Origin of the sequence: Rhodanobacter sp. K2T2, from assembly GCF_013408815.1 — a bacterium.
Taxonomy (GTDB): domain Bacteria; phylum Pseudomonadota; class Gammaproteobacteria; order Xanthomonadales; family Rhodanobacteraceae; genus Rhodanobacter.
Genome location: NZ_JACCCA010000001.1, coordinates 717,834 through 740,860, shown reverse-complemented (window position 1 = coordinate 740,860; position 23,027 = coordinate 717,834). Strand labels below are relative to the sequence as shown.

Annotated in this window: 24 protein-coding genes; 15 read left to right on the top strand and 9 right to left on the bottom strand. The window is 63.6% G+C overall.

Translation table 11 applies throughout. The annotated features are described in order from the left end of the window. Positions 1–87 precede the first annotated feature (87 nt). From phbB to HDE78_RS03235, 7 genes are all read right to left on the bottom strand, one after another. Positions 88–849, bottom strand: a complete 762-nt coding sequence (gene phbB, locus HDE78_RS03265) for an acetoacetyl-CoA reductase (RefSeq protein ID WP_179477136.1) — start codon at positions 847–849, stop codon at positions 88–90. Between the two features lie 130 nt (positions 850–979). Beyond that, positions 980–1,471, bottom strand: coding sequence for a polyhydroxyalkanoate synthesis repressor PhaR (gene phaR, locus HDE78_RS03260; protein WP_179477052.1), 492 nt, complete (start codon positions 1,469–1,471; stop codon positions 980–982). A 94-nt stretch (positions 1,472–1,565) separates the two neighbouring features. Then, positions 1,566–3,134, bottom strand: coding sequence for a DHA2 family efflux MFS transporter permease subunit (locus tag HDE78_RS03255; protein WP_179477051.1), 1,569 nt, complete (start codon positions 3,132–3,134; stop codon positions 1,566–1,568). A gap of 15 nt (positions 3,135–3,149) precedes the next feature. After that, positions 3,150–4,385 carry an HlyD family efflux transporter periplasmic adaptor subunit gene (locus HDE78_RS03250; RefSeq protein WP_179477050.1) on the bottom strand — a complete coding sequence of 412 codons (1,236 nt, stop codon included), beginning with the start codon at positions 4,383–4,385 and terminating at the stop codon, positions 3,150–3,152. Next, positions 4,372–5,877 carry an efflux transporter outer membrane subunit gene (locus HDE78_RS03245; protein WP_179477049.1) on the bottom strand — a complete coding sequence of 502 codons (1,506 nt, stop codon included), beginning with the start codon at positions 5,875–5,877 and terminating at the stop codon, positions 4,372–4,374. The genes HDE78_RS03250 and HDE78_RS03245 overlap by 14 nt, the downstream gene beginning before the upstream one ends. Positions 5,878–5,903: 26 nt before the next feature. After that, positions 5,904–6,455, bottom strand: a complete 552-nt coding sequence (locus HDE78_RS03240; RefSeq protein ID WP_179477048.1) for a MarR family transcriptional regulator — start codon at positions 6,453–6,455, stop codon at positions 5,904–5,906. 370 nt (positions 6,456–6,825) lie between these two features. Next, positions 6,826–7,605 (bottom strand): TatD family hydrolase, encoded by a 780-nt coding sequence (locus tag HDE78_RS03235; protein ID WP_179477047.1) that lies wholly within the window; start codon positions 7,603–7,605, stop codon positions 6,826–6,828. 172 nt (positions 7,606–7,777) lie between these two features. Here HDE78_RS03235 and HDE78_RS03230 point away from each other — a divergent pair, with 172 nt between their 5' ends. Together HDE78_RS03230 and HDE78_RS03225 are read left to right on the top strand one after the other, a co-directional pair. Beyond that, a complete protein-coding gene (locus HDE78_RS03230; protein ID WP_179477046.1) occupies positions 7,778–8,383 on the top strand; it encodes a glycine zipper 2TM domain-containing protein in 606 nt (201 codons plus the stop codon). 27 nt (positions 8,384–8,410) lie between these two features. Then, entirely contained in the window at positions 8,411–8,908 is a 498-nt protein-coding gene (locus HDE78_RS03225) for a glycine zipper 2TM domain-containing protein (RefSeq protein ID WP_255457572.1), read from the top strand. Positions 8,909–8,989: 81 nt separating this feature from the next. Here the strand turns inward: HDE78_RS03225 and HDE78_RS03220 are convergent, their stop codons facing one another. Then, positions 8,990–9,412, bottom strand: coding sequence for a cell wall hydrolase (locus HDE78_RS03220; RefSeq protein ID WP_179477134.1), 423 nt, complete (start codon positions 9,410–9,412; stop codon positions 8,990–8,992). A gap of 492 nt (positions 9,413–9,904) precedes the next feature. After that, entirely contained in the window at positions 9,905–10,726 is an 822-nt protein-coding gene (locus HDE78_RS03215; RefSeq protein WP_179477045.1) for a folate-binding protein, read from the bottom strand. 196 nt (positions 10,727–10,922) lie between these two features. Here HDE78_RS03215 and HDE78_RS21215 point away from each other — a divergent pair, with 196 nt between their 5' ends. The 13 genes from HDE78_RS21215 to msbA all read left to right on the top strand — a co-directional run bounded on the left by HDE78_RS21215 (position 10,923) and on the right by msbA (position 23,023). Further along, on the top strand, positions 10,923–11,027 hold the full coding sequence (locus HDE78_RS21215) for a DUF1674 domain-containing protein (RefSeq protein ID WP_343205645.1): 105 nt from the start codon (positions 10,923–10,925) through the stop codon (positions 11,025–11,027). Between the two features lie 91 nt (positions 11,028–11,118). Next, the gene (gene sdhC / locus HDE78_RS03205; RefSeq protein ID WP_179477043.1) at positions 11,119–11,514 is read left to right on the top strand and encodes a succinate dehydrogenase, cytochrome b556 subunit; all 396 of its coding nucleotides are present in this window, start codon (positions 11,119–11,121) and stop codon (positions 11,512–11,514) included. Continuing rightward, positions 11,511–11,900 (top strand): succinate dehydrogenase, hydrophobic membrane anchor protein, encoded by a 390-nt coding sequence (gene sdhD / locus HDE78_RS03200; RefSeq protein ID WP_179477042.1) that lies wholly within the window; start codon positions 11,511–11,513, stop codon positions 11,898–11,900. The genes sdhC and sdhD overlap by 4 nt, the downstream gene beginning before the upstream one ends. Before the next feature lie 20 nt (positions 11,901–11,920). Beyond that, a complete protein-coding gene (sdhA, locus tag HDE78_RS03195; protein WP_179477041.1) occupies positions 11,921–13,708 on the top strand; it encodes a succinate dehydrogenase flavoprotein subunit in 1,788 nt (595 codons plus the stop codon). Positions 13,709–13,854: 146 nt separating this feature from the next. Continuing rightward, entirely contained in the window at positions 13,855–14,637 is a 783-nt protein-coding gene (locus HDE78_RS03190; RefSeq protein ID WP_179477040.1) for a succinate dehydrogenase iron-sulfur subunit, read from the top strand. An 87-nt stretch (positions 14,638–14,724) separates the two neighbouring features. Beyond that, on the top strand, positions 14,725–14,994 hold the full coding sequence (locus HDE78_RS03185; protein WP_179477133.1) for a succinate dehydrogenase assembly factor 2: 270 nt from the start codon (positions 14,725–14,727) through the stop codon (positions 14,992–14,994). Beyond that, entirely contained in the window at positions 14,966–15,403 is a 438-nt protein-coding gene (locus HDE78_RS03180; RefSeq protein WP_179477039.1) for a protein YgfX, read from the top strand. The genes HDE78_RS03185 and HDE78_RS03180 overlap by 29 nt, the downstream gene beginning before the upstream one ends. Positions 15,404–15,547: 144 nt before the next feature. Continuing rightward, on the top strand, positions 15,548–16,789 hold the full coding sequence (locus HDE78_RS03175) for a lipoprotein-releasing ABC transporter permease subunit (RefSeq protein WP_179477038.1): 1,242 nt from the start codon (positions 15,548–15,550) through the stop codon (positions 16,787–16,789). Continuing rightward, positions 16,782–17,510, top strand: coding sequence for a lipoprotein-releasing ABC transporter ATP-binding protein LolD (lolD, locus tag HDE78_RS03170; protein WP_179477037.1), 729 nt, complete (start codon positions 16,782–16,784; stop codon positions 17,508–17,510). The genes HDE78_RS03175 and lolD overlap by 8 nt, the downstream gene beginning before the upstream one ends. Before the next feature lie 140 nt (positions 17,511–17,650). Continuing rightward, on the top strand, positions 17,651–19,975 hold the full coding sequence (locus HDE78_RS03165) for a DNA internalization-related competence protein ComEC/Rec2 (RefSeq protein WP_179477036.1): 2,325 nt from the start codon (positions 17,651–17,653) through the stop codon (positions 19,973–19,975). Positions 19,976–20,110: 135 nt separating this feature from the next. Beyond that, a complete protein-coding gene (locus HDE78_RS03160; protein WP_345776021.1) occupies positions 20,111–20,776 on the top strand; it encodes a MotA/TolQ/ExbB proton channel family protein in 666 nt (221 codons plus the stop codon). Between the two features lie 10 nt (positions 20,777–20,786). Beyond that, positions 20,787–21,218 (top strand): biopolymer transporter ExbD, encoded by a 432-nt coding sequence (locus tag HDE78_RS03155; RefSeq protein WP_179477035.1) that lies wholly within the window; start codon positions 20,787–20,789, stop codon positions 21,216–21,218. Continuing rightward, a complete protein-coding gene (gene msbA, locus HDE78_RS03150) occupies positions 21,215–23,023 on the top strand; it encodes a lipid A export permease/ATP-binding protein MsbA (protein WP_179477034.1) in 1,809 nt (602 codons plus the stop codon). The genes HDE78_RS03155 and msbA overlap by 4 nt, the downstream gene beginning before the upstream one ends. Positions 23,024–23,027 lie beyond the last annotated feature (4 nt).

Sequence of the window (23,027 nt, the reverse complement as noted above, 5' to 3'; positions counted from 1 at the left end):
AAAGCGACCCGTCGCGCTTGTCGGCGGACGGCCGAGCCGTGCGCTAAAGCATAGTCACGTCGGCCGATCGTGGCGCGGGCTGCGACACTAGAAGCTCATGAAATAGCCACCGTTGACCGGCAGGTTGGCGCCGGTGATATAGCCGTTGTCGTCGCTGTTGAAAAAGCTCACGGCGCGGGCGATGTCGCCGGGCGTGCCCAGTCGTCCCACCGGAATCCCGGCAATGATCTGCTCGCGAACCTCGGGGGCCACGGCAGCGACCATTCGTGTGTCGCAGTAGCCCGGCGACACGGTGTTCACCGTGATGCCCTTGCTCGCCGTCTCGCGCGCCAGCGCCATGCTGAAGCCGTGCACGCCGGCCTTGGCCGCGGAGTAGTTGGTCTGCCCGAATTGCCCGGTCTGGCCGTTCACCGAGCTGATATTGATGATGCGGCCGAACTCGCGCTCGATCATGCCTTCGATCACGTTGCGGCACATGTTGAATACGCCGTCGAGGTTCACCTGCATCAGCTGATGCCACTGCTCGGGCGTCATCTTGCGCAGGCTGGCGTCGCGCGTGATGCCGGCCGCGTTGACCAGCACGTCGACACCGCCGGTTTGCGATTCAATGCGCGAAATAAGCTGCTTACAGCTATCGAACTCGGTGACGTCGACCGACTCGAAACGGACGGCGTCACGGAAGTCGCCGACCTCTTGTTCAAATTGGCTCAGACGTTCTGCGGAGGCGGTGAGGTCAACCGCAATTACCTGACGCCCGGCCTGCGCCAGATGGCGGCAGATTTCCGTTCCCAGACCACCGATGCCACCAGTAACCACTGCTGTGCGCTTGCGAGCCGCCGATGCACCCATGCACTTCACCAACATAGTCAGGCTCATGCCGCTTAGCAGCACATGTTGTGCTGCAGCGGATGAAGAAAAAGGAAAAGGTCAAATGCAGCGTTAGGACGCCATTCGCCCGAGGCCGATGCCGATGCCTGGCTCAGCCCGTTTTTTTGCCACCGCGTCCGGCGGGTGGCTGAACAACCTGCGCGGCCGTATCCATAAAGCCTCGCTGCATCGCTTTCCACGCATCCATGTTGCGTTCGGTCAGGTCGTTCAGCATGGTCCAGGGCGTCTGACCCATAAGGCTGTTGAGCTGGCTGCGGAACTGGGTCTGCTGATCGAGAAACACCTGCAGGCTGCGCTCCAGATAAGGCCCCATAAAGCCCTGCAGTGAATCGCCATAAAAACGGATGATCTGGCTGAGCAGCTGCGGAGACAGCATCGGCTGGCCATCGCCCTCGTTCTCGGAGATGATCTGCAGCAGCACCGAGCGCGTGAGATCCTCACCGGACTTGGCGTCGCGTACTTCGAAGTCCTCGTTATCCAATACCAGCTGACGGACCTCTTCCAGCGTGATGTAGCTGGAGATCTCCGTGTCGTAAAGACGTCGGTTCGGATACTTCTTGATGATGCGTTTGGTTTGTGCCATGCCGCACAAGCTAGCAGAAGGTATTGCGCCGCACCAGTGATCGAATAGAAAAATTGCTGCAGGCGCTTCGTTGCAGCAATTGTAGGCGGCAAGCTCAATGCACTCCCTTGGCCGCGGCATTGCCGAACGGCGGCCGGGCCAGCCACAGCAACGGAATCAGCAGCACGAAGGTGATGCTGCAACCCCAGAAAACGTCGTTGACCGCCAGGGTCGCTGCTTCCTTGCTGAGCAGCTGTTCCACCACGCTCAGTCCCTGCTTGCCGGCCAGTCCCACACCTTGAAGCTGTTGCAGAAAGGCGCTGGCCGCCGGCGTTCCGGCGGTAACGTTTTCGGTCAGCGAGGCGTGGTGGAACTCGGTGCGGTGCTGCCACAGCGTGACGGTAATGGCGGTGGAGACGCTGGCGCCCAGCGTACGGAAAAAGTTGGCCAGACCCGAGGCGCTGGCCACCTGTTCCGGTGGCAGGCCGGAGAGATAGATCTGGTTCAGCGGAATGAAGAACAACGGAATGCCGATGCCCATGACCAGACGTGGCCACACCATGTTGATGTAGGACACGCTGCTGTCGAAAGTCGACAGCCAGTAAGAACAGCCGGCCAGAATCACAAAGGCTGTGGAGATCATCGCGCGCAGATCGAACTTGCCCAGCAGACTGCCTACCAGTGGGGAAAAAAGGAATGCCAGCACGCCGACCCAGGCGCTGGTCAGGCCCGACCAGCTGGCGGTATATCCCAGCGTGGTCTGCAGCCACAGCGGCGACACCACGTTGATGGCAAAGAACGCCAGCATGCCCAGCGACATCGCGATGACGCCGATGGTGAAATTGCGCTGCTTGAACAGCGACAGGTCGATCACCGGGTACTTGGCGTTGAGCTCCCACACGACCAGAAAAACCAGGCTCACCAGCGCGACCAGACCAAGCACCAGAATCAGCGGCGAGGAGAACCAGTCCTTGTCGTTGCCGTTGTCCAGCATGAACTGCAGGCAGCCGATGCCCAGCACCAGCAACACCAGCCCGATCATGTCGATCGGCGCGTAGACCATTTTCGATTCGCGCTTGCGCAGCAGGAACCAGGTCGACACGGCCGCCATGATGCCGACCGGTACATTGATGTAGAAAATCCACGGCCACGAATAATTGTCGGTGAGCCAGCCGCCGAGAATCGGCCCCAGCACCGGCGCGATCACCACGGTCATCGCCCACAGCGCCAGCGCCATGCCCTGCTTGCTCTTAGGGTAGTTGGCCAGCAGCAGCGACAGCGCCAGCGCCACCATCGGACCGGAACCGGCGCCCTGCAGCAGGCGGGCGACGACCAGCATCGGCATGCTGGTGACCAGGCCGCACATCATCGAAAACAGCACGAACAGGCCGACCGACACGACAAAGGTACGTACCTCGCCAAAGCGCTTGGCGATCCAGCCGGTCAGCGGCTGCATGATCGCGCTGGCCATCGAATACGAGCTGATCGCCCAGGTGCCCTCGTTCGGGCTCACGCCCAGGCTGCCGGCGATATGCGGTACGGCGACGTTGACGATCGTCGTATCCAGCACCTCCATAAAGGTGCTGAACGCAACGGCCACCGTCATCAGCGCCAGCATCGCGCCCTGCAAGGGCTTCAGCGGCGTGGCATCCGCGGGTGTCGCTTCGGAGGAAATGGCGGCCATGTGCTGGACTCGACGTCAGTTCGGGCGGTCGCTGCCGGCGTTGTCCGATGAACCGAGGTTGGCCTGGATCACCTTGTCGGCCGCGGCATCGGCCTTGCTGGCCATCTGTTCGTAGACGGTGGTTTCCGCCACCGGCTCGCGCTCGCCCTGCGGCGCCAGCACCGGACCCTTGTCGTCGGTGATATCGACGGTGACATCGCTGGACAGGCCGATGCGCAGCGGATGCTTGTCGAGTTCGTTATTGTCCAGCGCGATGCGTACCGGCACGCGTTGCACCACCTTGATCCAGTTGCCGGTGGCGTTCTGCGCCGGCAGCAGGGAGAACACGCTGCCCGTGCCGGCGCCCAGGCCGATCACCTTGCCGTGATACTCGACGCTGCTGCCGTAGATATCGGCCTCGACCTTGGCGGGCTGGCCGATGCGGATGTGGCGCAGCTGGCTTTCCTTGAAGTTGGCTTCGATCCACAGGTTGTGCAGCGGCAGCACGGTCATCAGCTGCTGGCCGGCCTGCACGCTGTTGCCCACTTGCACGCTGCGCTGGGCGACGTAGCCGGATACCGGCGCATAGATGGCGTTGCGCTGCGCAGCCACCCACGCCGCGCGGAAGTTGGCGCGCGCCTGCAGCACGGCCGGGTTGTTGGCGATATCGGTGCCGGAAATCGACGCGTGCTGCGCCGACGCCTGCGCCTGGGCGGTATTCAGCGCGGCACGGGCTTGGGCGATCGCATCGCGCAGATGCTGGATGGTCTCCGGCGCTTCGGCCTGCTGCGCGACCAGCGGCAGGCGGCGCTTGAGATCCGCCTCGGCTTTTTTCAGCTCCACCAGGCGTTCGGCCACCGCGGCGTCGCTGCCGTTGGCCGAATCGGTTTGCTGTCGCACCTGCCGCACCGCCGCCGCCAGCGACGCCTCGGCCTGAGCCAGGCGCACGCTGGCGTCCGTGTTGTCCAGCTTGACCAGAATCTGGCCGGCTTCGACGTGCTGGGTATCGTCGGCAAGAATCGCTACGACCGTACCGGGCACCTGCGCGGAAATGGCCACCTGATTGCCGCCGACGTAGGCATCGTCGGTGGTTTCGCGGGTGGAGAACACCAGCAGCCACAGCAGCAGCCAGATCACGCCGGCGGCGATAAAGATCAGCAGCACGATCAACAGCGTCTTGCGCCGCTTGGCCGGATTCTTGGCCGTCATGCCGCTGTCCTTGCTGTCGGCAGGCGCGGCGTTCTGGGGCTGGTCGGACTCAGTGGCGCTCATGGGCGTCGTCTCCGGACGAGGTCGAATGGGATGTCGTGGATGTTGTGGATGTTGTGGCAGAGGAGGTCGGATCGCCGGACGCGCGATAACCGCCGCCGAGCGACTTGATCAGGGCCAGGTCGGTGGATACGGCCTGCGCCTGCAGGCTGACTGCATCATCGCGTTGCTGCAGCAGCTGCGCGGCGGCACCGATGCTCTCGCGAGCATCGCGCACGCCCTGGTTCTGGCGCGCCTGGGCGGTAGCGACAAGGCGTTCGTTGGCGGCGATCTGGCCGGATTGCTCCTTGCGTCGCGCAGCGATCTGCTGTGCGGCAAGTGCCTGGTTGGCCACGTCACGCGCGGCGTCGATCACGGTGCTGTTGTACCCGGCCACCGCGCCGGCCAGCTGCGCCTTGCTGATGCCGTAGTTGGCCTGCAGCTGACCGCCTTCGAAGATCGGCAGGTGCAGCGCCGGCGTCAGCGAAAACGCGCGGCTGTCGGCACTCAGCAGCTTGCCCAGATCGAGGCTGGACAGGCCTGCCATGGCGCTGATGCTGAGGTCGGGAAAGAACTGCGCGCGCGCCACGTCGGTCTGCTTCAGGGCGGCCTCGACCTGCCAGCGACTCGCGGCGATATCCGGGCGCCGGGCGATCAGGTCGAGCCTTGCATCGGCGGGAACACGGCTGTCCACTTCCGGCAGCGGTTTGACCTGCAAGGGCGGCAGATCGGCCGGCGCGATGCCGAGCAGGGCGGCCAGCGCCACCTTGCGGATAGCGGCCGAACCGGCCAGCGCGACGTTCATTTCTCGTGCGGCGGCAAGGTCGGCCTTGGCCTGCTGTACGGTGTCTTCCAGATCGACGCCGCGCGCGACGCGCAGTTCGGCGATATGCAGGAACCGGTTCTGTGCGGCGACCAGCTGATTGGACAAATCCAGCCGCGCTTCGTCGCCTTGCCAGCCGAAATAGGTGTCGGCCACCGCGTTCTGGATGGTCAGTGCGGCGGCGCTGCGCTGGGCTTCGGCGGCGTGCGCCTGATCCAGCGCGGCCTCGATGCTGGCGCGCTTCTTGCCCCACCAGTCGAAGGTGTACTGCGCCTGCAGGCCGAGGTCGGCCTGGTTGTACCAGGGGTCGATGGTGAAGTTCGCCGGCAACAGGCTGACGATGCCGTTCTTGCTGATGCGCTGGCGCTCGAACTGTGCGCTGCCGTTGATATTGAGGCCGGCCTGCGCTGCGGCCAGTCGCACCGACTGCTGGGCGTTGAGCAGGCGACTGCGCGCCTGCTCGAGATCGGGTGAATTCTTTATGGCCAGGGCGATCAGCCGATCCAGCTGCGGATCGCCGTAGACGTGCCACCACTGCGCATCGGGCCAGCCGTCCTTCGTGGGCGCCTGCAGGCCGGCCAGCGGCACGTCGTCGCGCAGTACGGGATGGCTGAGCTTGGCCGGTGCGGCGCAGGCACCCAGCAGCAGCGCCAGCGACATCGCTGCCGCGCCATGGATAAGAGAGCGTTTCATCGTCGCAAGCCTTGCCAGAGCAGTGTTCATTTCGTCGCCTTCATGGTCCCGATATGCGTGTCGGAATCCCCGGTTGCCTGATCGAGGTTGTGTGCCAGCTTGCGCAGTAGTCGGCTGAGGTTTTTCTTGTCGGTGTCGCTGAAGCCCTGGAACATCGCATCGAGGCGAGGGAACAGCGGCGGCACGATTTTCAGCACCAGCCGTTTGCCGGTCGCCGTGATGCGAATGACCACCCGGCGCCGGTCGTCGTCGCTGCCGCCGCGGGTGACCAGGCCGCGCTTGACCAGCGTATTGCCGATGCGCGTCATGTTGGTCGCGCCCTGTTTGGTGAACTCGCACAGCTCGCCGGGGGTCGAGCTGCTGTCGGGGCGGCTATAGAGAAACATCAGTGTCAGAAACTCGCTGTGGTTGAGCTTGTACGGCTTGAGCTCGAATTCCAGCTCCTCGTTCAAACTGCCGCTGACCATCAGCATCAGTCGACTGAGTTTGGCTTCGACCGCCGGTAGCTGCGGAATGAGCCGAATCGTTCGCTCGATGCCTTCATCCATCATGCCGATACATTTGCTCAGGGATGCCATTTCACCAGCTTATATTTCATCGGTGAAGTAAAAGGTAACAATCCGGCGGCCGCTGCGCAAGCGTCTGGCCGCCGGTCGGTCGAGAATCTTCTGGAGCCTGTTCAACGTCTCCGCTTGGCCCGCGCCGGGGGCGGTTGGCGCGCGGGCCAAGGAAAAACGAGAGAATGGACGTCATTCCACGACCGGGTGATGGCGCCGAAAGAGGGGCAAACAGACCCGGCCCCGCGGGTTGCCTCGCCGTGGCCGCCAGACGGCAGCGCGCGGTTCAACTTGCCGGCCAGGCAAGCGCAATGCCACGCACGATCACTTGGCTGCCATGGACTTGGCTGCCATGGAGAGACAGCGCGAGCTAGGGGCTTTGAACAGGCTCTTAGCGCTTTGCGCGATCGAGGTCGAAAAGGCGGCGCGTGTTGTCGCAGGTGGCTGCGGCGATCACCGACTCGGCTTCGGTGCGCAGGGCGGCAACGCTTCGCAGTACCTCGACGATGCGCGCGGGTTCGTTGCGCTGGCCGCGGTGCGCGGCGTCCGGTTGATCGGGCGCATCGCTTTCCAGCAACAGGAATTCAAGCGGCATGGACGCCACGATACGGCGCAGGCGCTGCGCGCGGTCGTAAGTTATCGGCCCACCGATGCCGAGGTGAAAACCCATCTGCCACAGCTGTTGCGCCTGTTGCTCGCTGCCGGAAAAGCTGTGCACGACGCCGCGCAGTCCGGCACAGCGGCGCAGAGTCTGGATGATTTCCTCCAGCGCGGCGCGGGCATGCACGATCACGGGCAGGTCGAACTGCTGGGCCAGCTTCAGCTGGCGGGAAAAATAGTCGCGCTGCAGCTGGGGGTCGAGACCTTCCACATGAAAATCCAGTCCGATTTCTCCCACCGCCACCGTCTCGTCGTGGGCTAGCCAGTCGGCGAGCGCATCGAGGTGGGCAGGTCTGTGATTCGCCAGATACATCGGATGCAGGCCATAGGCCGGATAGATGTGATGGCTGGCCGCCGCCAAGGTTCTTATGCCGGGCCAACTGGCGGCATCGACGGCAGGCAGCACCATCGTGGCGACGCCTGCATCCAGGGCGCGAGCGACCACCGCATCGCGGTCATCGGCAAAGGCGTCGGCATCGAGGTGGACATGGCTGTCGGCAAGTTCGAGCATGATTTTTCGGCGACCTGAAAGGCAATGCAAAAAGCTACGCTTGCGTGAAAATTATGTAGTTAAACCGGTCTAGCCCCGATTCAGTTGTATAACCGTTCAATAGTGGCGCAAGTAATTGCTTCGGCGTTACCTGACTTCAGACCATTTACTCAAACAAACATGGGAGATAGCAATGAACAGGCTGATGATCAACACACTCAATATCGCCATCACCGCCGCGCTTGCGTTGGGGCTGTCGGCCTGCAATCGCAATGCGGCGGCCGATACCTCCAGTGATGCGGCGGCGATGTCCAACGGCAGCAACGTGGCCGCCGCGCCGGCACCCGACAACGGCCCGCAGTATGCGCAGGTGGTGAGTGTGGAGCCGGTGCGTCAGTCCATCAACGATCCGCAGCGCGTCTGCCATGACCGTGTGGTGACGCACACCGCACCGCCGCGCGACGAGCACCGCATCGCCGGTACCGCCATCGGTGCCGTGGCCGGTGGCCTGCTCGGTCACATGGTCGGTGGCGGTCGTGGCAACACGCTTGCCACGGTGGCCGGCGCAGTCGGCGGTGGCTATGCGGGCAACCGCATAGAGGCGGCCCATCAGCAGGGTCAGGTGACGCAGACCGTGCAGCGCCAGTGCGACACCGTCGATAACGCCAGCAGCAAGGTGGTGGCTTACGATGTTCACTATGTCTACAACGGTGTCACCCGCACCGTTCGCATGGATCACGATCCGGGCGATCGCGTCATGGTTCAGCAGGGCATTACCGCTGTTTCCGACGCTCGCTAATCCGACTCAACAACCGTGAAGACAACCATGAAAACGACTCCCACGAAATCACGCTCCTTCCAGCTTCCTCTGGCCCTGGTCATGGCGGCAGGTGCCGCGCTGGCCGGTTGCGCGACGCCCCAGTACGGCGGCTACCAGCAGCGTCCCGGATACACCACATACACCACGCGCTGCCAGAACTGCGGCGTCGTCCAGCAGGTGGATCAGGTTTACGTGCAGGGCGGTGGCAACAGCAACGGTGGCACGCTGGGCGCAGTGATCGGTGCGGTGGCCGGCGGCGTGCTGGGCAGTACGATCGGCAAGGGTGACGGCCGCACGGCGGCTACCGTCGTGGGCGCGGTCGGTGGCGGCGTTGTCGGCAACCAGATCGGCAAGAACAGCGATGGCGGCGGTGGCGGCACGGCCTGGCGCATCGTGGTACGCATGGATAACGGTCAGTACGCGACCGTGACCCAGCGCGAAGATCCGCGTGTTCCTACCGGTGCGTATGTTTCGATTCGCGACGGTCACGTCTATCCGCAATAAACATATTGATTGAATGGACGTCTAGACGTCCAAATAAAAAGCCCTCATTCGAGGGCTTTTTTATGGGTTGAATTTTGTCGATCAGTTCACGGCGTAAAAAGCGTGTTCGCCGATGGTGATCGTGTGACGATTGCGCGACCAGGCTGGATTGACTGCCACGGTGGCAAAGTGATCGGCTCGCGGTACCAGCATCTTTCGCTGCGCAACCGGCAGCTGCCAGTTCTGCATGGATTTTCCTGCGACCTGCCAGGCCTTGTGAAAAGCGTCGAGATTGGAAACGTCGAAAGAGCCGGGCGTCGTGGTGATGGCGAATTGGTGCGGTGCGCTGACAACCTGGCAAATAGTGCCGCCCCAACTGCCTCGATCGCGTCGTCGCATGGCGACTTCGGCAACGGCCAATTGTCCATTGACGGGTTCACTGCGCGCTTCCAAATACACGGTCGTGGCCAGGCAAGCCTGATCCGCAACCGGCTGTGGCATGAGAGATGTCAGCCACAACAGCATTGATAACTTCATGGGTCGTTCTGCCTCCAACGTGCTGTACGCGTCGAAGCGGACTGTCTGCTTCAACGCGCCATTGCGATGGACGGGCTGGCGGGCCGTTCCATCTGGATCAATCGCTTCAACCTGAACAAGCGGTTGAGCGCTTTGCCACGGGATTGTGGCGTCCGTTCGGCGTTTCGATGCCGACGGGGTGAATGTTGCCAACGGTGCGCCTGCGTTCTTCGCTGCGCTTCCTGCAACTTCTCTGCAATCGCTGATGCGATGCGTTATGCCATCCGACGGTTCAGTGTCGGGTCGCGCCGATTCGGATTCTTCCGGTTCGTCGCGTGATTTCGATGCCGCTATTTCTTGGCGTCGCTTTTCAAGAGTTGGCGGAGCGTAGTGGCGGATTTCTCCGATGGCAAGTGCCGGCAAAGGTGAAATCGATTTTCACGCGTTTTCGTTCACCTTGAATTTTGGATGTTCGCAAGACATCGCGGCATCGAAAAATGTTCAAGCGCTCCACGTTTCGAGAACACGAACGCGGGTTCGATCGTCAGAACACTCGATGGTTCCATCGACAGCTGCGGGAAGGACACCGTCGTTCATCACCGCGAGTGCTTCTACGCCTGCGTCGTGGTGAATCACATCGAGCAGCCAGATTTTTTCATTCGCACCGACAAGCAATATGTCGCCGGCGATGCATGCTGCAGAATGTTCCGGCGACGTGATCTCGATGCGATGAAGATGCTTTTTGTTGCCGCCGCGATAGTGCAGGCGAGCGACGATTTCCTGACCCGGGTAACAGCCCTTGTCGATTTCGACGGCATGCAGCCGATGCAGAGACAGCGCAGGCCCCACCAGTTCATTCAATAGCGACGGCGGCAACCACGGCCAACCGTTTCGCAGTTGTGCAAGACGCCATGCGTTGTCGCCGATGCTCTCGGTAGAGATTCGCAAACTGTGCGTATCGCAACCCAGCAGAAGATTTTCCCGATCGCTTTGCAAAGCCTCGTGCAGCGGCAGTGCGGAACCTGCCGAAAGACTTCGAGGCGCTAGCGCGGTCAGCGTGAGTTTCGAACGAAAGATGAAACGCTTCAGCGCCTCGACGAGTTCGGCGGCGTAACCGCCGCGCAACAGCAGCAGCAGCCCATCGTCGGATAGGCGAGCGAGATGGAAAAATGCCTTGACCCGTCCTTTTGGGTCGAGCCATGCGCTGAACTGCCAGCGCCCGACGGCGAGCGCGGTGACGTTGCTGCTGAACTGGGCTTGCGCAAACGCGATCGCGTCGGGGCCTTCGATCAGTACGATTTCTGCGAGGTAAAGTTTCGTCATGGTTGTACTCTGGATTGGGGCAGGCGCTCTTGCCTACAAGGGAGTGGCGCCAGGACGTAGCAATTGACGCAGGATGCGGCCCGTAGTTGTGCGGCAGTGCGGCAAGCATTAAGATTTGCGAGGTAACCCAATCATGTCCGACACCTTTACGCCAGCTGAGTCAAAGCCTGCCTCCGTCCCAGCGGAACAGCCTATCGTGACCAAAACACCGGTACCGGACGAAGCGCCGGTGACACGGCCAGCTCTTGACCCCACGCGCTACGGCGACTGGGAAAAGAACGGACGCTGCATCGACTTCTGATTGAACGTGAGGGCGCTGTTCTTGCGTAATCACGTAATCAGCAGTGACAAGGTCGGCATGGATCAGCGATTCCATTTTTAGGATAGCCGCCATGGCAGATACGCGACGCCCGCTCTCTCCGCATCTTCAGATCTACAAGTGGCAAGTGCAGATGGTCAGTTCCATCCTGCATCGCGCGACAGGCATCGCGCTGGCGGTGGGCACCGTGCTGGTGGTCGCAGGCCTGCTTCATCTGGCCGCCGGTCGCGAGAGCTTCGATCAATTCAAGAACATTATCGGCAATCCGGTCGGCGAGATCCTGCTGGTCGGCTGGACCTGGGCGCTTTTCTATCATCTGTGCAACGGCATCCGTCATCTGGTGCAGGACACCGGCGCGGGTTATGCGATTGCGCAGTTCGTTCGCTCGAGCTGGCTGTCGGTAGTGCTGAGCCTCGTACTTACGGCTGCGGTTTGGGCTTATGTGCTGACGGCAGGAGGTGCGGTATGACCGCCAAGGATTTACGCAATCCGTTGAAGGTCGCTCGCGGCCTCGGTTCGTCCCAGTCGGGCGTCGGTCACTGGTGGACGCAGCGCGTGACGGCGGCAGCGCTGGTCGTGCTGCTGATCTGGTTTGTCATCACGGTGCTCGGTCTGCTGCATGCGGACTACGCCACGGCGTTGGCCACGGTCGCCAAGCCGTGGAATGCGCTGCTGCTGATCTTGCTGCTGGTGACCATGTTCTGGCACGCCGTGTTGGGCCTGCAGGTCGTCATTGAAGATTATGTGCACACGCGCTGGAAGGAAGTTCTTTCGCTGGTGCTGATCAAGTTTCTCGCGGTCCTGGGCGCGCTTGCGAGCGTGCTGGCCGTGCTGCGCATTGCGCTGACCCACTGAGACGCGGGAGCCACGATTCGATGGAAAGCTACAAGATCCAGCAGCATGAGTATGACGTGATCGTCGTCGGCGCCGGCGGCGCCGGCCTGCGCGCCACGTTCGGCCTGGCCGAGAAAGGCCTGAAAGCGGCCTGCATCTCCAAGGTGTTTCCGACACGCTCGCACACGGTCGCGGCGCAGGGTGGCATCTCGGCCGCGCTCGGCAATATGGGTGAGGACGACTGGCGCTTCCACTTCTACGACACGATCAAGGGCTCCGACTGGCTCGGCGACCAGGACTCGATCGAGTACATGTGCCGCGAGGCGATTCCCGCGATCATCGAGCTGGAACACTACGGCGTTCCGTTCTCGCGTACCGAGGAGGGCAAGATCTACCAGCGCCCCTTCGGCGGCATGACCACGCATTACGGCAAGGGCACCGCGCAGCGCACCTGTGCCGCGGCCGACCGTACCGGTCACGCGATTCTGCACACGCTGTATCAGCAGGCGCTGGCGCACGACGCCACCTTTTTTATCGAATACTTCGCCATCGATCTCATTTTCGACGACGAGGGCGTCTGCCGCGGTGTGCTGGCACTCGACATGAATGAGGGCACGCTGCACTTCTTCCGCGGCCAGGCCGTGGTGATGGCGACCGGCGGCTACGGTCGCGCCTACTTCAGCGCCACCTCGGCGCATACCTGCACCGGTGACGGTGGCGGCATGGTGCTGCGCGCGGGTCTGCCGCTGCAGGACATGGAGTTCGTGCAGTTCCATCCCACCGGCATCTACGGCGCGGGCTGCCTGATTACCGAGGGCGTGCGCGGTGAGGGCGGTTATCTCACCAACTCCGAAGGCGAGCGCTTCATGGAGCGCTATGCGCCCAACGCCAAGGACCTGGCCTCGCGCGACGTGGTCAGCCGCGCCATGACGATCGAAATCCGCGAAGGCCGCGGCGTCGGCAAGGACAAGGATCATATCCATCTGAACCTGATGCATCTCGGACCGGAAGTGATCAACGAGCGTCTGCCGGGCATTTCGGAAAGCGCGCGCATCTTTGCCGGTGTCGACGTCACCAAGGAGCCGATCCCGGTGCTGCCGACCGTGCACTACAACATGGGCGGCATCCCGACCAACTATCACGGCGAAGTCGTGACCAAGAAGGGCGACGACAACGACGCCGTGGTGCCGGGCCTTTTCGCCATCGGCGAGGCGGCCTGCGTGTCGGTGCACGGCGCCAACCGTCTGGGCTCCAACTCGCTGCTCGATCTGGTCGTGTTCGGCCGCGCGGTCGCGCACAAGTGCGCCGAGATCATCAAGCCGGGCGCTGCCCACAAGGATCTGCCGGCCAGCGTGCTGGACAAGGCGCTCACCCGCTTCGACAACCTGCGCCATGCCAAGGGCAGCACGCCGACGGCAAAGATCCGCGCGGCCATGCAGGCGACCATGCAGAAAGACGCGGCGGTGTTCCGCACCGGCGAGACGCTCAGCGAAGGCAGCCAGAAGATCTCCGAAGTCTACGACTCTTTCAGCGATGTCGGCGTCAGCGACCGCTCGATGGTCTTCAACTCCGACCTGATCGAGACGCTGGAGCTGTCCAACCTGCTGGCGCAGTCGGTGGCCACCATGCATTCGGCCCTGCAGCGACCGGAAAGTCGCGGCGCGCATGCGCGCGAGGATTTCCCCGACCGCGACGATCACGAGTGGCAGAAGCACACGCTGGTCTGGGTGGACGACGCGGGCAAGACCCGCTTCGACTATCGCCCGGTGCACATGTACACAATGACCGACGAGGTCGAGGTCGTGCCACCGAAGAAGCGCGTGTATTGAAGCATTGAAGAGTGCGGCCAAGGATGGCCGCTTTTTGCTATTCGCGTTCAAGGACGAATGCAAAAATCATTGAACAGTGCGGCCAAGGACAGCCGCTTTTTGCTCTTCGCGTTCAAGGACGAACGCAAAAACCAAGTGAGGCAATCGTGGCCGAGTTCACGCTACCCAAAAATTCCAAGATCAAGCCCGGCAAGCATTTTCCGGCGAAGAACGCGAAAAAGCCGCGCACGTTCCGCGTCTATCGCTGGTCGCCGGACGACGGCGAAAATCCGCGCATCGACAGTTACGAAGTCGACATGGAATCGTGCGGCCCGATGGTTCTGGACGCGCTGCTGAAGATCAAGAACGAGATCGATCCCACGCTGACCCTGCGCCGTTCCTGCCGCGAAGGTATCTGCGGCTCGTGCGCGATGAACATCGACGGCACCAACACGCTGGCCTGCACCATGGCCTCGGCCGACTGCGCCGCCGGCGACGTCAAGATCTATCCGCTGCCGCATATGCCGGTGGTGAAGGATCTCGTGCCCGATCTGTCGCACTTCTACGCGCAGTTCGCCTCGATCAAGCCGTGGCTGCGCACGCAGAGCCCGGCGCCCGATCGCGAGCGGCTGCAGTCGCCGGAAGAGCGCAAGAAGATCGACGGCCTGTACGAGTGCATCCTGTGCGCCTGCTGCTCGACCAGCTGTCCGAGCTACTGGTGGAACGGCGACAAATACCTCGGCCCGGCGATCCTGCTGCAGGCCTACCGCTGGATCGTCGACAGCCGCGACGAAGTCACCGGCGAGCGTCTGGACGATCTGGAAGACCCGTTCAAGCTCTACCGCTGCCACACCATCATGAACTGCACGCGCACCTGCCCGAAGGGCCTGAACCCGGCCAAGGCGATCGCGGAAATCAAGAAGCTGATGGTCGAACGTCGCTCGGCCTGACGGCCAATCGCCTCACACGTTGTCGGAACAGGCCGCCTCGTGCGGCCTGTGCTGTTTGGCGAGGGCGGCGGCCGCTACACTGCCGCGATGGACGAAACCACCGCAATACCGCAGCAGGCCCGACTCAACCGGCTGCGCTGGCGCACCCGACGCGGCACGCGTGAACTCGATGCGCTGTTCGGCGGCTGGCTGGACGAGCGTTTCGCCACGGCCGACGCCGCCCAGCAGCAGGCCTTCGACGAACTGCTCGATGCGCAGGATCCCGATCTGTGGGACTGGGTGATGGGCCACGCGCGGCCGGAGCGCCAGGACTGGCAGGTCATCATCGATGACATCCGCACCCGCCATCGGCTTTGAATACCGGCCTTCGCCCGGGTATTGCGTCGTTCTGACCGGCGTTGCCGCGCTGGCCGTGCTCGCGCTGCTGCTCAGTGCGCTGACATGGTGGATGAAAATTCTTCTGTCGCCGGTGGTGCTGGTGGCCGCTGTGCGAACGATTCGACGGATTACGCAGTCGTCCGTATCGGCCGCTGGCTGGGGTGCCGACGACAGCTGGACGCTGCATATGACCTCGCATGACGATCTTCCGGCCACGCTGGGGTCTTTCCGCGTGCTTGGGGCGCTGGTGCTGCTGCGGCTGAAAACGGCGCAGCACGGTACGCATAGCCTGCTGCTGGCGCCGGACAATAGCGACCCCGACATTCGTCGCCGGTTGCGCATGCGGCTGGCGACCCTGCAGCCGGAGGCATCGTCGGCGCGCGCTTGACGTTCATGCCGGTGACCGACCGACTTGCCGGCCCCGACCGCTTCGGGCACTCTGCCGCGTCGGCGCGGTCTATGGGTTACCGTGATGCTGCTTCGATGGCCGGTTGATCGGCTTTACCCTCTCGGCTCCACAGATCAGGTTGCCATGTTCCGACCGCTCGAACTCTTTATCGGCCTGCGCTACACCCGCGCCAAGCGGCGCAACCAGTTCATTTCGTTTATCTCGACGGTGTCGATCGTCTGCATTGCGATCAGCGTGATTGCGCTGATTACCGTGATGTCGGTGATGAACGGCTTCGATTTCCAGATGCGCGACCGCATCCTGGGCGCGGTATCGCACGCGACCATTTCCGGCATCAACGAAAGCGTGCAGGACTGGCCGCGCGCGCTTAAAACGGCCGAGGCCAATCCGCACGTGCTGGGCGCGGCGCCGTATGTGGAAACCGAGGCCTATCTGAGCGCGCAGCATTCGAGCGGCGCCATTCTGCGCGGCATCGATCCGGCGCAGGAGTCCAAGGTGGTTGATATTGGCCAGCACATGGTGGAAGGCTCGCTTGCCGATCTGACCCCGGACAGCTGGAACATTGTCCTTGGCAAGGAATTGGCGCTATCGCTTGGGGTTACCGTGGGCGATCGCGTGACCGTCGTTGTGCAGGAGTTGCGGGCCACGCCAATGGGCGGCGTGCCGCGCATGCGCAGCTTCCACGTGGTCGGCGTGTTCGAGATGGGTATGGAGCAGTTCGACTCGGGCCTCGCGCTGGTCAATATCGGCGACGCCGAAAAATTGAACAGCCTCGACGGCCCCAGCGGCATTCGCCTCAAGCTCGACGACCTGTTCAACGCCGGCCCTGTCGCTCGCGAACTGGCCGACACCTTGGGACAGGTCTATCGCGTGCAGACCTGGAAAGACACCAACGCCAACCTTTTCGCCGCGCTGTCGATGGAAAAGATGGTGATGTTCGTGATCCTCTCGCTGATCATCCTGGTGGCGGTGATCAACCTGATCTCGATGCTGATGATGCTGGTCACCGACAAGCAGGCCGACATCGCGATCCTGCGCACGCTGGGCGCCACGCCGCGCAGCATCATGGGCATGTTCATGGTGCAGGGCGTGCTGGTCGGTGTGGTCGGTATCGCTTTCGGGGTGGGCCTGGGGTCGCTGCTGTCGTGGAAGCTGCCCGGCATCATCAAGTGGATCGAGCACACCTTCAACGTGACGTTTCTCTCGCCCGACGTTTACTACATCAGCGAGGTGCCCAGCCGGCTGGACTGGCACGATGTGATGTGGGTCACCTTGCTGACGTTTGCCTTTTCGCTGCTGGCCACGCTGTATCCGGCCTGGCGCGCCTCCCGCACGCAGCCGGCCCAGGCGCTGCGCTATGAATAAGACCGCCATGAACGCTTCATCGACCACCACGAACAGCGACTTTGTGCTGCGCGCCAGCCACGTCGCCAAGACCTATGACGAAGGCGGCCTGCGCACCGACGTGCTGAGCGACGTCAGCTTTACCCTGAAGCGTGGCGAGACGATGTCGATCGTCGGCGCCTCCGGGTCGGGCAAGAGCACCTTGCTGCACATCATCGGCGGCCTCGACACGCTGACCGCGGGCGAAGTGGAGGTGGACGGCCGCGTGCTGTCGAAACTCTCCGACGCCGAGCGCGGCCGGGTGCGCAATCGCTCGCTCGGTTTCATCTATCAGTTCCACCATCTGCTGCCGGAGTTCACTGCGCTGGAAAACGTCTGCATGCCGCTGCTGATTCGCGGCACGGCGATCGGCGAAGCGCAGAAACAGGCCTCCGCGCTGCTGGAGCGCGTCGGTCTGGGCGCACGCGCGCATCACAAACCGTCGGAGATGTCCGGCGGCGAGCGGCAGCGTTGTGCGGTCGCGCGCGCGCTGGTCACCCGCCCGGCGTGCGTGCTGGGCGACGAGCCGACCGGCAATCTCGACGAGACCAATGCCGCCCAGGTCTATGCGCTGATGCTCGAGCTCAATCGCGAGATCGGCACCAGCTTCGTGCTGGTCACGCACGACAGCCGCTTGGCCGCGCGGATGGACCGCACGCTGACCCTGCACAACGGCGTGCTGCAGGAAAACGTTCGCGCCTGACGCCATCGAGCCGAGCGAGTCGTCGTGAGCCCGCGCGGCCATCGCCTACACGCATTTCGTCCTCCGGCCGCGGCTTGCCGCGTTAGGCTCGTCGCCATCACGGACGATGCGGAGCAAGCCGCGTGGCGCGAAGCACGACAATGCCGACGGCGGTTATCGCAGCGTTGATGCTGCTAGGTGGCGTGCTGTTCGTTCAGTGGCTGCCGCGTCTGCCACCGAATGGATGGCTTGTGGCGCTGGTGTTCGCTGCCCTGCTGCTCGGTGGGCGATATCCACGCTGGCGCTGGCTGTCCTGTGTGCTGCTGGGTGTCGTCTGGGCCGCTTGGCGTGGTGCGGCCGGTATGGACGCGCGCTTGCCGCGCACGCTGGAGGGTCAGGACTTCTCTGTCGTCGGCCGCATCGCCGAGTTGCCGCAGGCACGCAGCGATGCGACGTCATTCGTTTTGCACGTCGAGCGCGCGACGCTGGATGGCAAGCCCATCGCATTGCATGGGCACCTCAACGTCTCCTGGTACAACGGCGCGCCGTCGATCGAGCCGTGTTCGCGCTGGCATCTGTTGCTACGGCTCAAGCGCCCGCGAGGTCTGCTCAATCCCGGCGGCGCCGATAGCGAACGCTCGTCGCTGGAGCGCGGCGTAGTGGCCACCGGCTATGTGCGGGACGATCCGCAGAACGCGCCGGTGGGCGACCCGTCGCTCTGCATCGACGGCGTGCGCAATGCGATTTCGCGCGGCATCGCCCAACGCGTCGGCGATCCGCACGACGCGGCCCTCCTACAGGCGTTTTCGGTCGGCGACACGCGCGGGCTGGCGCAACGCGACTGGGACGTCGCGCGTGCCAACGGCGTGTCGCATCTCATCGCCATTTCCGGTTTCCACGTCGGCGTGGCCGCGGTGTTTGGCGTGTGGCTGGCACTGCTGGCGTATGCGATCTGGCCGCGCCTCGGCTGCCTGTTGCCGGGACCGCAGGCGCAAGCCGGCGCGGCGCTGCTGGTGGCCGGCGTTTACAGCGCGCTGGCGGGTTTTGGTTTGCCTACGGTGCGCACCCTGCTGATGATTGCCGTCGTGGCACTGGCGCGCTGCAGCCGTCGCGGCGGCAGCGGTGCGCAGTCGCTGGCGCTGGCAATGATCGCGATGCTGCTGGTCGATCCGCTCTGCGTGCTGGCACCGGGATTCTGGCTGTCCTTCGTCGGCGTGTCGTTTCTGATGCTGTGCCTGCAGGCGCGCGGCCGGGGTCTGCATGCGTTTGCGCACGAGCTGTCGGCCGGGCAGATGGTGATGACGGTGTCGTTGCTGCCGCTCAGCCTGTGGTTTTTCGGCGAGGCGTCGCTGGTGGGCGCGTTGTCCAACCTGCTGGCGGTGCCGGTGATCAGCTTCGTCATCGTGCCGTGCGCACTGGTCGGCGTACTGGCGATGGCGATTTGTCCGCCGCTGGCCGCGCCCGTGCTGTGGCTTGCCGCGAAGCTGGCGCACGCACAGTGGTGGCTATTGGAAACGATGGCGAACTGGCCGGGCGCGCACTGGTATCTGCCGACCGTTCAACCGTGGGCGATGCTGCTGGCCTTGGTGGGCGCGCTGTGGCTGTTCCTGCCGCGTGGCGTGCCGATGCGCTGGCTTGGCGCGCTGCTGTTTCTGCCGCTCCTGCTGCCGCCACGTGAACTGCCGCGCGAAGGCGCGTTCCAGGCCTGGGTGCTCGACGTGGGGCAGGGCCTGTCGGTGGTGCTGCGCACGCGCGGGCACGTGCTGGTGTACGACACCGGCGCACGTTATCCGTCGGGGTTCGATCTGGGCGAGTCGACGGTGCTGCCATCGATGCACGCGCTGGGCATGAACCGGCTGGACATGCTGATGATCAGCCATGGCGACAACGATCACGCCGGCGGTGCGCAGTCCGTCGCCGACGCCTTTCCCGACGCGCCACGCTACGCCGGCGAGCCAGAGCGCATGACGCTGCCGATGCAGCAGTGTGTGGCCGGGCAGTCGTGGCAATGGGACGACGTGCGTTTTCGCGTGTTGAATCCAGCCTTCGACCAAGCTGGCACCAGCGCGGGCAACGCTAAAAAGTCGGCGAAGAACAACGATCGATCCTGCGTGCTGCTGGTCGAAGGCCGCGGCGGGCGGCTGCTGCTGACCGGCGACATCAGCGTCAAGGAAGAACCGCAGGTGCTTGCCGCGATGGATCCGGGCGTGCCGCCGGTGATGCTGGTGCCCCATCACGGCAGCAGCGGTTCGTCCAGCGAACGTTTCATCGCTGGCATGCAGCCGACCTTGGCGGTTGTTTCGGCGGGCTGGCGCAATCGCTTCGGCCATCCCCGGCCGAACACGCTGGCGCGCTATGCGGCGGCGAGCATACCGGTCTTCAATACGGCCGAGCAGGGTGCGATACCGCTGGATTTTCCGGCGAACGGCCCGGCGCAGCGGCGGCAGGGCTGGCGATTTCGCGAAAGGCGCTATTGGCGCGAATAGGCAGTGAGCCAAAGCCTGTCGAAACGTGCGGTCGAGCAGGGCGCGGTTCGCAGGATGCCGAGCACGCCGCAGTCGCTACGGGCGACACTGCTATCATGCGCGCTCATCAAATCGTTGCTGCGACGGGGTCGAGACGTGCTGGAAATCCTGATGGCTGGCGGCTGGGCGATGGTGCCCATCCTGATCTGTTCGGCGATTGCCCTGGCGATCGTGCTGGAGCGCTGCTGGACCCTGCGCCGCAGCGCGGTGCTGCCGGTCGGCCTCGGCGACGAGGTGCGCGAATGGGCGCGTTCGGGTCAGCTCGATCCGGCGCATATCGACGCGCTGGCCGCCGGTTCGCCGCTGGGCGAGCTGCTGGCCGGCGCCTTGGCGGTGCGCAATCGCCCGCGCGAACTGATCAAGGAGCGCATCGAGGACACCGGCCGGCACGTGGTGCATCGGATGGAGCGCTACCTCAACACGCTGGGCACCATCGCGCTGATCGGTCCGCTGCTGGGCCTGTTCGGCACGGTGATCGGCCTGATCCGCATGTTCATGGAAGTGATGGCCGGCGGCATCGGCGATCCGGCCAAGATGGCTGGTGGCATCGGCGAAGCGCTGATCTGCACGGCGTCGGGCCTCACCGTGGCGATTCCCGCCTATGTGTTGCATCGTTACTTCCGTTCGCGCGTGGCGGGTTACTGCGTGCAGATGGAAAAACAGGCCACCGCGCTGCTCGACGATCTGACGCTTACGGCCGCGCCAGCCCCTGCGCCGCGCGCGCGCCGCAGCCCGGCGCCCGCCGCGCCGAGCGCCGGCTGAGCGCGCACGCATGCGTATCGGTAACGACCGCCGCCAGGACGATTTCGAGATCAACGTGATTCCGTTGATCGACGTGCTGCTGACCCTGCTGATGTTCTTTGTGCTCACCAGCACCTTCGTGCAGCACACGCATCTGCAGGTGACGCTGCCCAAGGCCAGCTCGCAGGATCACGACACCAGCGCGCCCGCGCTCACCATCGTGGTCGATCGCGACGGCAAGTTCTATGTCGGCAGCGACGAAGTGATGGGCGAAGGCATCGAACCGCTGAAGCAGGCCATCGCGCGCATCGCCGGCACCGACCGCGATCGCCAGGTCACCATTCGCGCCGATGGCATGACGGCACATCAGAACGTGGTCACCGCGATGGATGCGCTGGGCCAGCTGGGTTTTACCCGACTGTCGATCGCTACGACGCCGACGCAACTGGACAACGCGCAGTGAGCCAACGCAAGGGCGGCATCTGGAACGCCCATAGTCGGCAGGTCTATCGACGACTGCTCGGATACTCCGCGCGCTACTGGCCCATCGCATTGGTGGCTATCGTCGGCATGCTGCTGGACGGCGGCGGGCTGGCGCTGTTCAACCAGTTGCTGAAAAACATGATCGACAAGCTGTTCGCGCAGAAAGATGCCTACTGGATCTTCTGGATGCCGATCTGGATCATCGCGATTTTTTACGTGCGCGCGCTCGGTACGTTCGCCAGCGACTATGGCGTGTCGTATATCGGCCGGCACGTGGTGCAGGCCATGCAGCGGGACGTATTTGCAGCTTATCTCCGACTGCCTGCGCCGTATTTCGGCAACGAACCCTCGGGCCAGCAGGTATCGCGCGTCACCTACACCAGCGAGCAGGTGGCGTCGGCATCCACCGATGCCGCCAAGGTGGCCATCACCGACGGTTTCACCGTCGCCGCGATGCTCTCCGTGATGCTTTACAACAGCGCGTATCTGACGCTGTCTCTGCTGATCATGGTGCCGGCGATCGCGCTCGTCGCCACGGTGGTCAGTCGCCGCTATCGACAGATCAGCCGCCGCATCCAGGGCAGCATGGGCTCGGTGACCGGTACGGTGGAGGAATCGGTTGGCGCGCATCGGGAAGTGCGCATCTACGGAGGTCAGGCGCGTGAGGCCAGCCGTTTCGAACAGGTCACCAGAAACACCCGACGGCTCAATCTGAAAATCACCGCGACGAATGCGGCATCCAGCTCGACCGTGCAGATCGTCGCGTCGACGGCGCTGGCGGTGCTGGTATTTCTCGGTACGCGTCCGCAGGTGATCAACCAGATCTCACCGGGTACGTTCTTTACCGTACTCACCGCCATGGGCGCCATGCTGGCATCCCTCAAGCGTCTGACCTCGGTGCAGTCGAATATTCAACGCGGTATTTCGGCCGCCGAAGATATTTTCGAAGTGATCGACCTGCCGCCGGAAATCGATCGTGGCACGATCGAACTTCAGCGGACGCGTGGCGATCTTCGTTTCGACAACGTGGGGCTGGTGTATCCGCGCAATGGCTGGCACGCGCTGCGCGGCGTTGATCTGCACTGTGCGGCAGGCACCGTAACGGCCCTGGTCGGCCGTTCGGGCAGCGGCAAGAGTAGCTTGGTCAGTCTGCTGCCGCGGTTCTATGAGCCGACGACGGGACGTATCGTGCTGGACGACGCGAATTACGAGAACTACACGCTCACATCGTTGCGTAAACAAATTGCATGGGTGGGTCAGAGCGTGATGCTGTTCGATGACACGATCGCGAACAACATCGCCTACGGCGAACTGGCCGGCGCCAGCGAGTTCGATATCGTTGCCGCGGCCGAGGCGGCCAACGCGATGGAATTCATTTCGCGCCTGCCGCAGGGCCTGCAGACGCAGATCGGGCAGAGCGGCAACATGCTCTCCGGCGGCCAGCGTCAGCGCATCGCGATCGCGCGCGCCATTCTCAAGAACGCGCCGATCCTGGTGCTGGACGAAGCGACCAGTGCGCTCGATACCGAATCCGAGCGGCTGATCCAGCAGGCGCTGCAGCGGCTGATGAAGGACCGCACCACCGTCGTGATCGCCCATCGCCTGTCGACCATCGAGCACGCCGATCAGATCGCGGTGATGGATCAGGGCCGCATCGTCGAGCGCGGTACCCACGCGGAGCTGATCGCCCTGGGTGGCCATTACGCGGCGTTGCATCGCATGCAGTTCCACGACCAGGCGACCGATTCGGCCGGTGAACCGGTCGGCCAGCCCTTGGGCATCTGAGGCT